At 48.9% G+C, this 13,083-nt stretch carries 8 protein-coding genes; 4 read left to right on the plus strand and 4 right to left on the minus strand.

The window, feature by feature from the left end; all coding sequences use genetic code 11:
• Nucleotides 1-433: 433 nt before the first annotated feature.
• Nucleotides 434-1,480, minus strand: coding sequence for a LacI family DNA-binding transcriptional regulator (locus O3C43_22005; protein ID MDA1069169.1), 1,047 nt, complete (start codon nucleotides 1,478-1,480; stop codon nucleotides 434-436).
• Between the two features lie 224 nt (nucleotides 1,481-1,704).
• Here O3C43_22005 and O3C43_22010 point away from each other — a divergent pair, with 224 nt between their 5' ends.
• Together O3C43_22010 and O3C43_22015 are read left to right on the plus strand one after the other, a co-directional pair.
• Entirely contained in the window at nucleotides 1,705-3,144 is a 1,440-nt protein-coding gene (locus tag O3C43_22010; GenBank protein ID MDA1069170.1) for an Nramp family divalent metal transporter, read from the plus strand.
• A 215-nt stretch (nucleotides 3,145-3,359) separates the two neighbouring features.
• Nucleotides 3,360-4,736: a hypothetical protein gene (locus tag O3C43_22015; GenBank protein MDA1069171.1), complete on the plus strand. Its 1,377-nt coding sequence runs from the start codon at nucleotides 3,360-3,362 to the stop codon at nucleotides 4,734-4,736.
• 361 nt (nucleotides 4,737-5,097) lie between these two features.
• On the opposite strand, the gene O3C43_22020 is transcribed toward O3C43_22015, so the two are convergent.
• A complete protein-coding gene (locus O3C43_22020; protein ID MDA1069172.1) occupies nucleotides 5,098-8,460 on the minus strand; it encodes a TonB-dependent receptor plug domain-containing protein in 3,363 nt (1,120 codons plus the stop codon).
• A 284-nt stretch (nucleotides 8,461-8,744) separates the two neighbouring features.
• Here O3C43_22020 and O3C43_22025 point away from each other — a divergent pair, with 284 nt between their 5' ends.
• Together O3C43_22025 and O3C43_22030 are read left to right on the plus strand one after the other, a co-directional pair.
• Nucleotides 8,745-10,253, plus strand: coding sequence for an MFS transporter (locus O3C43_22025; protein MDA1069173.1), 1,509 nt, complete (start codon nucleotides 8,745-8,747; stop codon nucleotides 10,251-10,253).
• 47 nt (nucleotides 10,254-10,300) lie between these two features.
• Nucleotides 10,301-11,140: a 3-hydroxybutyryl-CoA dehydrogenase gene (locus O3C43_22030; protein MDA1069174.1), complete on the plus strand. Its 840-nt coding sequence runs from the start codon at nucleotides 10,301-10,303 to the stop codon at nucleotides 11,138-11,140.
• Nucleotides 11,141-11,437: 297 nt separating this feature from the next.
• Here the strand turns inward: O3C43_22030 and O3C43_22035 are convergent, their stop codons facing one another.
• Entirely contained in the window at nucleotides 11,438-11,602 is a 165-nt protein-coding gene (locus O3C43_22035; GenBank protein ID MDA1069175.1) for a hypothetical protein, read from the minus strand.
• Nucleotides 11,603-11,952: 350 nt separating this feature from the next.
• Nucleotides 11,953-12,954: an isopenicillin N synthase family oxygenase gene (locus O3C43_22040; protein ID MDA1069176.1), complete on the minus strand. Its 1,002-nt coding sequence runs from the start codon at nucleotides 12,952-12,954 to the stop codon at nucleotides 11,953-11,955.
• Nucleotides 12,955-13,083: the final 129 nt, after the last annotated feature.

Below are 13,083 nucleotides of genomic sequence, written 5' to 3' on the forward strand. Positions count from 1 at the left end.
TTCAGGACTCATAGGTCCTCACCTTCAAACAATTTATTTGTTCATTCCACTAAAAATAGCGAAGAACCACCTGTCGCGACTAAAGTTGCTCCTACCTAACAACTTCCTATATGAATATCTTCACCCTTGAATTGCCACCCCCGGGCAAGCCCTCGACTTGTTATTCTCTCTTCGTTCGTTGAGGTGTCGTCGTTGCACTCCTCGGTAGTCGACTGCGGGAGACAGCAGCCGGGCATCATGGCAATCCAACCCTACGGGCTTCGGGGTTGGATGTACCGAGGAACGACACATACATCGCAAATGCCAGCGCGTCGCAAGCAGCGGGGAATAAACCCAGTTGCGATTCAATAAACTAATCTCCGATTTACAATTTCCCATCCTCCTCAAGATTTCGATAGCACCCACTTTGACGACAATAGGTTCTCATTCCGATTCAGAAAACTTCAAGCCTGGAAGGCAGCGTGTTCCCTTCCACCCAAATGCCATCGACTTGGGTTCCTAGTGAAACGTCGTCGGGGCCTTTATGATTTCTCTGAAGAAGACTGTTTAACACATCCACTGCCATGGCACCTAACATGTCTCTACGGTGACGGATACCGGTGGAATTTTCAATGTCCTCATTCACATTCAGACTGATATAGGCAATATCTTCAGGGATGCGAAGTCCTTCCAGTCTGACAGCTTCAAGAAAATGATGGCAGCGACTAATGACCACTTCAGGTCGATGGGCGCATAACCACGATCGAATAGCTTCGAGGTCATCATCACCTTCTACCCTGAGTATTGGGATCGCATCTTCAGGTTTACCTGATTGCTGTTGAGAAAAGATATGCGCAGCGTCCCATTGGTTACTCCATCGAACGTCGATCTCCTTTTGCACCACCAGTCCAACACGACTGTACCCGCGCTCGGATAACTTCTCCCAACACTTCAACATGTCCATGTAGTGATTTTGTACGACATGGTGAAACAAAGTGTATTGAGAGGGTCGACTGATTGTCACCACTGAGAAATGTTTCCATTCGAGATCCAGTATGTCGTCGTTGTTTTCAAACGGGGCCAAAATAAGTCCTCGAATGCCTCTCGCCCGGAGAATCTGACTAAAACGTTTCGGCGAAACCCCATCTTCCCGCGCCCAGAATGGTTGAAGCGAATAACCTAATTGGAGAGCTCTTTCTTCAGCCCCTCGAATGACCTCCTTCTGGTTCGCTTTACCCGACCAGCTGTCCCGCTTGTTCCAATTGGTTACCAGCCCAATGACCGAAAATTGATTCTTAATACGCAACTTGCTGCGGTAAGCAGACAAGGCTGATAACGCCGGATCGGGTGTATAGCCCATTTTCCTGGCTAATAGTTTTACGCGCTCAATGGTTTTGGGAGACATCGAAGCATCATTCTTCAATGCCATGGAAACCGCCGATACACTCAGGCCAGCTTCCTTCGCGATATCTTTAAGCCGAATACGACTGGGGGGATTCATTACAAATGGTGTTAGGGGTGTTTATCCAGGAATCCTGAAACATTATTGAACTGTTTCAAATAATAATATTTCGCTTATAAGGTATCGCATTTAATGATGACTCTCGCAAAGGTTCAGTTCTTTCGGATCCACCCAGCTAAGCTTACCACACCTACCAGGACACTCAGTAAAACCAACCCGACATCTGACAGTCCTTCCAAACACCGACTTCAATCTTCTTTTCAATGTTTCCCATTCGTTTCCCCAAGCCCCCAAGTCAATTAACTGGCAAGGGATGGTGGAAATCCATCGGATTTCTCGGGCCCGGGATCATTATTGCCTCTGTTTCTATCGGCACCGGTGAAACTATTTTTGCTTCCCGCGGAGGCGCGATATTTGGCTATGCCATTTTGTGGTGTTTCACAATCGGCCTGATCCTGAAAGCCATTCAGCTCTATTCCTCCTCTAGGTATATGATGATCTCTGGTGAGCATCCTATGCAGAGTTGGATGCAACTGCCCGGTCCACGCGGTTGGTTTCCCATTGTGCTACTCCTGATGACAGCGGTTTGCCTACCGTTCCTGCTCGCGGCACTTTCTATATCCGTTGGGTCGATTATTTCCTGGATGCTGGGCCAGGGTGAATCGTCCGATTTTTCCACGCGTGCCTGGGCTACCGGTCTTGTGCTGGTCGCGGCCGCATTCAGTTGGAATCAAACGTATAAGCGTTTGGAAATCACTCAAATTGTCATAGTTGCGGTTTTGCTGGTGTGTATTGTAATCGCGGCCATTGCCTGTCAACCCGATCCAATCGCTTTAATAAAAGGCATGGTGGTTCCGGTCATTCCAAGCTATCAGGAATGGATACATACCTCCTACCCGAACATAGCCAAGAAAGCTCCCTGGATCGAGCTGGTAACCTACATCGGAATTATCGGAGGCGGCCTGCCCGCCTACATCGGTTACTTTGGGTTTTTAAGAGACAAGAAATGGGGATTGTTCGCAGAACAAGAAGTTTACGACCACTCTACAAAAGACGGTTTTCCACCGATTGATGAGAGTGAAGAAAATCAGACAAACGGCCGAGACTGGTTACGCGCTATCAAGATCGACGTAGGTGGATCGTTTCTCGCTATATTCATTTTTTCTTCCGCCTTCATGGTCCTCGGTGCGGTTATTCTTCATGAGGCTCACCTGGTTCCTGATCAATTCGACTTGCTCACGCATCAGGAGAAATTCCTCACTGCGCTAAGCCCCTATCTTTTAATCCTCTACCGGATTGGAATTATCGCGGCGATTGGTGGAACACTGTTTGCGACCTTCGACGTCTGGACCAAAAGCATTTATGAAGGAATCCTTCCTTTTCAGAAAACCGCTAACCCTATAACCGTCGATCGACTCAAAAAGTGGATCATCCTGAGCACCTCGATCATCGGGATCAGCGTGATCTGGCTGGGACTCATCGTTAAAACGCTTTCCAACCCGATAACGATTGTAGCTATACCAGCCTTACTGGGTGGAACAACGGGCTGTGGCGCATGGTGCCTTGGAGTGGCATGGGCAGACAGACGCAACCTACCCAAAACATTCCAGATGCACGGTACCTTGTTTTCTGCACTAATAATTTCCGGCGTATTTCTTCTCTTCACCGGACTGCTCGGATTCTATTTCAAGTTTATCGGCTAAACATAAACGCCATTCGCGACATCGAGTATGTATTTAGAAATAACAATTACACAATTTCACCAAACTGTAGGAGGGGGGTTATCCCCCGATAGTGTTGAGGCTGCACCGAGCAATCGCGGGATAAACCCGCTCCTACAAAAAAGTCCATCGGAGACAAACGGACTGGTATCCCAACAGATCCTTATCCAAACCTTCTAGACGTCACATAGCTAACGATGCTCGGTATCACCATACTCCCGGAATACATTCAGAGCGAGGGCCCAGAAGCGCTTCTCGATCGATTGCTTGAACGCCTCCCGTTAACAGCCGTATCCACTTCGCCTTATCTCATGGAAGAGTGCCCCGGGGGACAGGGAGGAGAGCGAGAACCGCCCGCCGATTCCGACAAGGGCCTGGCCCGCCTTCTCGAACGACCACTCTGGGGAAAGAATGAAGTTTGGGTCAATACGACACCCAGTTTCGAACCGAACCTGGAGCTCTACAAGGGCCTCCGTTACCAACCTCAGAAAACCACCGACCTGACTCGCCGTGAAGGCGCGGTGATCGATCGTTTTATTCAGGCAGCACACGCTCGTGGGGTGAAAGTCTATTTTCAAATCCAGGCAGCGATTCCTCCTGGACTGCGCGTTCAATTTGGTGGACCGGTCGATGACGATCGCGCACGTCTTCCCGATGGATCTATTCCGACCAAACGACTCGATAAAAACGGTTCGCTCGCAAGCCCGCATATTATCCACTACGGAGAAGCACTCATCCGCGATCTGATGACGCAGTATCCGGACATAGATGGTATACGTTGTGACTGGCCCGAGTATCCACCCTACTTCCTGGAATCCACCTTCCTTGACTTCGGCGACCATGCCAAAGCATTCGCTGAGTCACGAGGAATTGATTTCGAATCCATGAGAAAGTCGGTCGGGAGCTTGTACACCTTCCTGACCGAACAACTGGATCAATCTGCGATGGAGCGTTTCCTAAGTTCACCCGATTCCTTTTTCGACCAGTGGCCAGGAGTCAAACCCTGGCTGGAACTTAAAACTGCCCTCGTATCCAATCTTCTGGCACGATTCAAATCGGCGGTTGGAGAAAACAAAATACTTTTCCCGAGTGCTTTTCCCCCACCTTGGAATCACCTAAGTGGGTTCAATTATGCCGAAGCCGCGAAAACCGTGGATGCGATCAGTTGTAAGTACTACACCATGCACTGGTCGATGATGTTGCGGAATTACGCTGACTCTTTGACGGAGAAAAACCCAGAGCTTTCAAAATCCTTACTCGCCGAATGCCTGGTAAAGGGCTTCGACGCTTACTCTCCTACTCCAGCCAGCTCCGATCAGTTCGAATACCCACAACGCGACGAAAACCATCTCGTCGACCTGGAGTCATTTACCCGGCGTCAAACACAAGTTGAATCCTGGGCAGGCGATACGCCGGTCTGGCCGATTGCTCACGCCTACGGTCCGGTGAAAGATTTCCAGAAACGGGCAGGCGCTGTCTTAGCCGCATCCAAAAACCGACTATGGATTAATCGTTACGCCTATTTGAGTGATGAAAAGCTGGAAGCATTGAGTCAGTTGTTTCACAACAGATAGTAGAAGATTCTCGCTTAAACTGTAGGAGCGGCTTTACGCCGCGATTCGAAGCAATTACGAACGCCTGGTTGATTTAGTTCGGTTCTTAGGATGCCAAGCTGGGCTTTCGCTCCCAGGATATTTACGGCATAAATCCTACCGTATATTTCGAAGTGGCAAAACGGTAACCCAACTTCTCCTCAAAGACGGCATTTATTATTCCAAATCAGGAACGCCGATTTTTAAACGACTACATTAAAAGCCAAGGCGACCACGAAAATTCGTGAGTCGCCTTTTTGACTTCTCGGTGGTTTCCGAACCCCTTCGGAAACCACCCAATGAACTACAAACTAAAACTCACTAATAAGCTCAATTCTGTGTATTAGAAACTAAAGGTATTTGATAAGAAGACCTCTTTCGAAGGAGGGTTTCTCGTTACCGCCACAATCCCATCCGGATTGGTAACCACAGGGACCATATCCTGATCGCCGATCAAGTTGCGAATGTTCAGCTGGATTTTCCAATCGATCTTACCATCCATTAATTTACACCTGTAATTGACCCATAGGTCGCCATTCAATTCTGCGGGGCCGAAGAACGGGTTGTTCAAATCGGGCACTTGAAGCCCGTCTGAATTAATATCCAATTCGTATCCGGTTGCCGCTGCATCCTGCCAGCGAAGTGCTCCTCCCAAACCGATACCGCTCAACCAGTCCCCACGATCATTGAAATTATAGGTGGTGATTAAGTTTGCCCGCCATTTCCGTTGTTCAAGCGCCACGGTGTTCTCTCTCGTCTTGGCACCAGCCAGCGGGATAAGTGTATTGTTGGTGAAGGCTACTCCACCCGTCACGGCATCGCCCACAGAAGGAGACTGTTTGAGATCCCAAAGATTTGCAGCTTTGGCTTTCTCGGCAATAGTCTGGGCAAGTTCGAAGGCAGCATTCGCAATATTGGACCGCGTGGACTCCTGCTTGGAAATATTTAGAAACACGTTCCAGTTATCGTTAATGGCTCCGGCAAGCTCGAGCTCAACGCCTTCTGAAATAAACGACTCGGTGGCAGAAAGTCCTTTAATGCTTTCAATGGTGGAGCCTGAAGGTCCTAACTGAATGTTGTACACTTTCCAGAGTTCCGGAGGAATGATGCTTTCAATGGCGTCGTATACTTCCTGGTAACTGTTGAACTTACTGGTGGCCTGCTCAATGGGAAATCCCGACAATTCAGCATCGGTGTGCCAGAATCCGCCCATGATACCAATCCAGTAACTCGCCCCGCCGCTGGCACCTCCGACGTCTGCTGTGGAGTAATCGCTGGTGGTCTCATACCAGTTCAAACGAGCCGAAAGTCTGCGATCCAGGAACTCGAAGGTGACTCCGTATTCCTCTGTCGTACCTGTTGGATTAGGTAGTACGGTATTGAGCGCATCGCGGCGCACACCACTGGGAGCAAAATTTTCCGATTCATTGTAGTGGAAACTGATTTCCGTGCCGCCAGGCAATTCAAACGGCATGTGAGCCAAAATGCTTTTTGTGATAGTTTCCCCTTCAACCGAAAGACTGGGTTTGTCCCCCAGAATCAGCGAAGCTTCATCCACCTCACCATTCGGAAGACGAACGGTAGTCGGGCTGGCCAACTCGAAGTTGTCTGACTTGTCTTTACGCCAGCCGAGCAGCCCTACGATGTTTCCATCCCAGAAGTAGCTTTGCCAGCTCACAGCCTGTGACTCAATATTTTGCATGGTGCGGTTTCCGATCCAAAGTGTATCTTCAATCTGGAAGTCATCAATAAATCCGATCTGGCCATCGGCGTTTGTTATCAGTTGCGGCGTCCGTGGAATGTTGTAACTCATCCGATAGACTTCGCCCGCCATAGGAGTCGGCGAGGTGACTGCCTGGGTAAAACGAACATCACTGAAACTCTGGATGGAAGAATCCAGCAAAGAATCGGTCAGGTAGTAAACACCAGGCACAAAAATACGACCTTGGGTTTTGTTCGCAAATAGGATGTTAGCAACATCGGTGGCAGGAGATGCATCCGTCCAGGTAGAAGCCCGGTCACGGCGGTTGTGTTCAATTTCCTGCTCATTATACAAACCGGTAAAAACATGGCGTCCCAACCAACTGGTCCAACCGTCTCTTTGGGTAAGGTCGAAATCAACAAACGCGGTTGCACGTTTGGCTTCGCGGTCTACCTGGTTGTAGCGACGTGGGCTACCACGAGTTCTGATGGCTACTTTACCTACGTTCGGATTCGCCTCGCCGTTGGAGAGGTGAGAATTCATGTCCACCCACAAGTCAAGTGCGCCCCCATTGCCAGCGGTATCCTGGTCGAAAGGGAGTTTCGCGTAATTGTTGTGCCTCTGTTTGTCATAGGCCAATTCGATACCGGCCTTGCCATTGAAGAAGGATTGTTCCAAGGCCAGGTTATTGGCACTAAACTCCTGATTCGTATGATTAAGATTTCCAAAGAGACTCAATTTGCGGTTATCCAGAACTTGAGTGTCGTTGATGGTGGAACCTCTGAATCCCGGAAGCGTGCCGGTGTTAACCAAAGAACGCGAACCAATCGTGTCGTAACGAACCCGGCCACCACTGGTGGCAGGTCTCCAGATAACCCGGCCCATAACACCGGCTATATTAGAATTACTGGCCAAACCGACGCTGGCAACCTGGGAGGTCGGTGTTTGGTAAACGATTGGAAGCTGGATAGAAAGGTAATCACCCACTGGCGCTGGGTAACTGGCAAAGGGGCGACCCTTGCTAGAATCCACGATCAACTTGGGAGACCAGGTTCCATTGTCGATATAGGCTGGTAAAGTGGTACCTGTAATTGCCTGGTAAGTCCCGCGATCAGGCAAAGAAAACCAGTTGGAAATACCTTCTACTGGAGGAAGAATGCTGGGTGGAGATCCATCGATCTCGCCGTCTTCGAAATTGCCGCGCAGTATGGTCCGGCCAAACACATCGGAATTCTCGTTTTTGGCCAGCGTCGCTTCAAAGGCGATGTAGAAGCGTTGATCATCTTCATAGGTCGGACGTTGCTGGTAGTTCGTGGTCTCGTTTAAAAAGGCAATGCGGACGGCAACGCGGTCTTCGATGATCACCTGGTTCACATCCAAAGTCTCGCGGTGACTGCTTCTCTCACCAATACGAACTCCAATAGACCCAAAGCTCTCACTCAGAGTGGCCAGCCTTAATCCATTGTTAATAATACCCCCCGGAGTCCCGATACCGAATAAAAGAGAATTCGGTCCGCGGTTAATCGTTACACGGTCGGTGTTATAATCATCGAAAGGAATGTCGGTTAAAAAATAACCGCGGGTAAGAGTCGCCTGGGCAAGTCCGCGGACACGCTGCGAATCCTGGGGACTTCTCTGTTGCGCGGATGGATTGGCCCTATCTCCGGAAAAATCCGGATTACCAAAGTTTCCCTGAGGACCACTCACCTCGGTGTTTGTCGAGTAGGCCAATACGGTGCCTGCATCTGTAGCCCCGGTATCGTCAAAAATCTCCCGGGTAAGGACCGTTATGGCGGACCCAACGTCGCGAAGACTGGTTTTGATACGGGTTCCGGCCAAGGTTGAGGTCGCCGAGTATCCCTGGCTGTCCTCTCCTTGAACGGTAAAAGGACTCAGTTCATAGAGTTCTTCTTCCTCGCTTTCTTGTTGAGCATGAATTTGCGTTCCTAGAAGGGCGCAAGCAAGAAAAGCGCAGCTAAGACGATAGAATGGTTTCGTTTGCATGTTAGAGCTTATTAGAGGTTTAGGTTTTGATAAACTGCTAATTTATCCTGGAGTTTAGGGAACGCAGAAATATCAATTTGCAAAATGCCGATCACCGTAGTTTTAAAAAGCCAAAATAATTTGAAACAGTTCAAATCTCAGATCTCGAAAGATTTATTTTTTTTGAGGAATCCAAAAATAACGATTTAATGAATCCCGCCTGGAAAGAGAACTCAACCTAAGGAAAGAGTTGCCATGAGAAGTTTACTCCCGACAATCCGCATCGCAACCTGAAGAAAAAACCTATGACAGTTATCTCAAGTAATACCCCACTGGATGAACGCACCAAGAAACAGATTTTCTGGGCGTGTTTTGTAGCCTTGGTCGCAACCTCGTTTGTGTTTGGCGTCCGCGCCAACGTGATCGGAGACCTGGCGGTAAAATTCGATTTATCGGAAGCCCAGAAAGGCACGATCCTGGGAGTCGGCTTGTGGCCCTTCGCGATCAGTATCGTCATCTTTAGCCTGATCATAGATAAGATCGGCTACAAAACCGCAGCAGTGATCGCCATCGTCTGCCACGTCGCCTCTCTATTGCTAACAATTTTCGCAACCGGGTTTACCAGCCTCTATTGGGCGACGTTCCTGGTCGCGATAGCCAATGGGATTGTCGAAGCGTTTATCAATCCTGTTGTAGCAACAGTCTTCCGCGAAAATAAAGCAAAGTGGTTAAACATACTCCATGCTGGCTGGCCGGCAGGAATGGCTCTTGGCGCACTTTTTACAGTTTTACTGGGCGGCTTGGACTGGCAGCTCAAATACGGTATGTGTTTCATACCCGTAATCATCTACACCATTCTTATTCTTCCCTGTAAGTTTCCACCCAATGAACGGGTTGCCGCAGGTATTCCCTATCGGGATATGCTGGGTGAAGTAGGTGCGATTGGATTTTTTATCATCGGCTGGCTCATGACCATGGGTGTCGCACAAATAGCCGGCGTCCAACTCAACTGGACCGTTCCTGTAGGAGTCGCAGCCGTGGTTGCGGTACTGGCTGGCCTCTATACGCGTGGACCAGGTAACTGGATGTTCCTTTTGATTCTCCTAACCATGGGTCCACTGGCTACCACCGAATTGGGTACCGACTCATGGATGCCCGACCTCTTGGGAGCGGAGCTATCCCCCAAAGGCGCGACCTGGGTCTTTATTTACGTATCGACCATTATGACGATCATGCGCTTTTACGCCGGTCCGATCGTCCACAAGTTTTCTCCCATTGGGTTATTGGTTCTCAGTGCAGCGATTGCAATCGTTGGCTTAATGTTCCTATCCAAAGCAGCCGCGTTCGTAGTCGTTATCGCAGCAACGGTTTACGCCATTGGTAAAACCTTTCTCTGGTCAACAACGCTGGGAATGGTATCTGAGCAATTTCCCAAAGGAGGTGCTCTTACTTTGAACGGGGTATCCGCAGTTGGGGTACTGGGCATGGGAATCATTGGCGCTCCCTTCATGGGCGTTCTCCAGGATCGCGAAGTTGATGCACAACTATCATCTAACGCTCCGGCCATTTACGAACAGATCAATGGCGACGGACGACAGACCATTTTTGGTGAAGTTCCAAGTCTGAACCTGGAGGCCGCAGCTGCCCTTGGGGCAAGCGGCCAGGAACAACTGAGTGCGATTCAGAAAGCCAGTAAAAAAGGAAGCTTTGCCAAGGTGGCCATTCTGCCCGGTTTCATGCTCGCCTGTTACCTGATCCTCTTTTTCTACTTCAAATCCAAAGGCGGCTATAAACCGATTGACCTTCACAGTTAGGGAAAAACCGAAGGATTAGATCAGCAAATTAAATAAAAGGATTAACTGTGGAAGAAATTGGAGTTATCGGCACTGGACTAATGGGAGCAGGCATTGCGCAAGTTGCGGCTCAGTCTGGATTTAGAGTTTTGATTACAGACCAGCAAGCTGAGGCCCTGCAAGGCGCTTTAAGCAAGATCGAGAAAGGATTGGTGCGAGCCAATGAGCGGGGTTTGCTCAAAGAAGAGGTCGATGTGATCCTGGCCCGCATTCAAACCACCTCCGAGCTCAACGACTTTGCCAGGCTTGACGTTGTTATTGAAGCGATAAGCGAACAAGAGCCCCTCAAATGCGCTTTGTTCACGCAACTGGATTCGATTTGTCCGCCAACGACCGTGTTGGCGAGCAACACCTCATCCATTTCCATCACAAATATTGCGGCTGCCACGAAGCAACCGGAACGGGTGGTAGGCATGCATTTCTTCAATCCGGTGCCTGCCATGAAACTGGTGGAAGTCATTCGAGGTATCGCCACAAATGACAAAACGGTGGAAACGGTCACCCGGTTAGGAGAGCAGTTTGGAAAAACGGTAGTGCAGGCCAAAGACACTCCGGGATTCGTTGTTAACCGTATTCTTGTTCCGCTCCTGGTGGAAGCTATCTTCGCATTCGAGGAAGGAATCGCCACCAAAGAAGACATAGACAACGCCGTTAAATTAGGTTTGGGACATCCAATGGGTCCGCTGACACTTGCTGATTTTGTCGGTCTCGATACCCTGCTGTCCATTTGCGAGGTTTATCATCGGGAATTCGGAGATTCTAAATATCGTCCGCCCGTACTTCTTCGCCGTTACGTGGCAGCGGGTTGGCTGGGACGAAAAACTGGCAAAGGATTTTATACTTACTGACTTCCCTACCCTTCTTCGTAAAAGCCGGGCCGTTTGACTTTTTTCCCTCTTTAAAGGAACGGTACCTAAAACATCAAGGACGGCCTCCCAAGACCACCTCTGACGACTAATATGTCAGCGGACCTGCCTGGATGGCAGATAAGTATTGTTCGATTTTCAGAAGGATCCAGATGAAATCAACAACCTGTCATAGGATCCACCTCACCAAGAACAATTAGTCGAGATGCGGCATTTCATGCTCATGAAACTGTGGACCCTTGAGGGAGACAAGTTTGAGCGAATTACAGATGGAAACCCCTAATGATCTTTGGCCTTGTGCTTACTCGCAATCTGCCGAGCAACCTTCAATCTCTCCTCCTCTTCAAGCTTCGCAGCTTTGGCTGCATCGCGTTCAATCTTCTTATCGCGCTTCTTTTGTTCACGTTCACGGCGCTTGTAATCTTTGCTAGGTGTATAAGCCATTTTAATATCTATTCAATTGTGATTGAAGTTTCGTTTCGAAGGCTGAAGCGGCCTATTCGCCTCCTTCAATATTTCAAAACTAGGCCAAAACCATAGGGGACAAGCAAAGGGGTCAAGACAGGAAATAAACCTTATTGCTCAATATTTGAATGCGGGTTTGGTCTTTGCTTCTTCGGAATTACTCTCACTTTCACGTTGTTAATCATTAAGGAGCAGACTCATTTTAATCCTCTCCTGATTGAAATGGGACTACCGACCAAGGAGAGATTCAGGTTGTTAAATATCCCTTTTGTCGCCCTTGTGGAATGGATATTGCGTACCTTTGTGAGTGACTCGGGACAATGTAATAGTCAGTTTTTGTTTTGATAGTGTTCGGCCACCACATCGGGATGCGAACGCATCCGAATCTTCATTACGTTTTCACCGTAGGTTGAGTAAATCGGGTCATTCGGATCGGAATTCTGTCCCCCCGAAGCCAATGCTGCAAAATTATCTGGCAAGGGAATCGGATTAAACACCGCGTCCAGTCGAGGATTCATAAAGTAGGCGATTGATATTCTTTCCTGACCAGGGGGTGGGCTTTTGACCTGGTGCTTGGTCGCTTTAAGAAATCCGTTGGTCGCAGCTTGAAACATCTCACCCAGATTAACAATGAATGCACCGGGAACTGGAGTAACGTCAATTAACTCGCCATGGCGTTCCACCTGCAACCCGACGACCTCATTTTGAAGAATAAAGGTGAATAATCCCGAGTCGTGATGTAGGCCCAATCCTTGTTTGGAGTCCGGTCCAACCGGCTGCCCCGGATAGCGCGAAATTTTTATTCGAGAATAAGGGTCCGGTGACATGGTATCGTCAAAATAATGGTAGTCTTTACCCAGTCCCATCGCCAACGCGCGAAACAATTCCATCGAAACCGATTCCATTTCCTTTGCCCACGCATTTACTGTGACAGGCATTTCCGGTATGCTCGATGGCCACTGGTTGGGGCCCTTTAAGTGCAACCAAATGGGGTCGTTTTCTTCCACGGCGACGGCCGGTTCTTCCGGTCCTATATCAATCTGATCACGCCAATCACTTTTCCCATTGGTGCGCTCGTCACCCAACACCGTATAGCCGCGAAAGTGAGGTGAATTTACGATGGCTATTTTTTGCCGCTCCTGTTCAGGCAATTTAAAAAATTCCTGGGCAACGGTCAGCAGGTCGTTACTTTGTTGTTCAGGAATTCCGTGACCAGTCAGGAAGAAAAATCCCGAGTCACGACTTGTTTCAACCAGGTTCCTGGAAAACTCTTTTCCCTCAGTACTAAAGGGACTTTTAAGAAATGCTGAGAAGTCTAAAATGGGTAACATGCTAACTTATCCTCATAGATTCATGCGCCTTTGTACCTAGATTTGAGCGACATCTTCCAAGTAGCTAGACCCTGTTCGAAAAGCCTTCCGGAAGGAAGGTTTTCTTTTTTTTGGTTCGTAGTTCAGGCT

The sequence above is a fragment of the Verrucomicrobiota bacterium genome (assembly GCA_027622555.1).
GTDB lineage: Bacteria > Verrucomicrobiota > Verrucomicrobiia > Opitutales > UBA2995 > UBA2995.

Bases quoted from the DNA above. Each gene is read 5' to 3' on its own strand.
- O3C43_22005 (MDA1069169.1), bottom strand. From the start codon at position 1,480: ATGAATCCCCCCAGTCGTATTCGGCTTAAAGATATCGCGAAGGAAGCT.
- O3C43_22010 (MDA1069170.1), top strand. From the start codon at position 1,705: ATGTTTCCCATTCGTTTCCCCAAGCCCCCAAGTCAATTAACTGGCAAG.
- O3C43_22015 (MDA1069171.1), top strand. From the start codon at position 3,360: ATGCTCGGTATCACCATACTCCCGGAATACATTCAGAGCGAGGGCCCA.
- O3C43_22020 (MDA1069172.1), bottom strand. From the start codon at position 8,460: ATGCAAACGAAACCATTCTATCGTCTTAGCTGCGCTTTTCTTGCTTGC.
- O3C43_22025 (MDA1069173.1), top strand. From the start codon at position 8,745: ATGACAGTTATCTCAAGTAATACCCCACTGGATGAACGCACCAAGAAA.
- O3C43_22035 (MDA1069175.1), bottom strand. From the start codon at position 11,602: ATGGCTTATACACCTAGCAAAGATTACAAGCGCCGTGAACGTGAACAA.
- O3C43_22040 (MDA1069176.1), bottom strand. From the start codon at position 12,954: ATGTTACCCATTTTAGACTTCTCAGCATTTCTTAAAAGTCCCTTTAGT.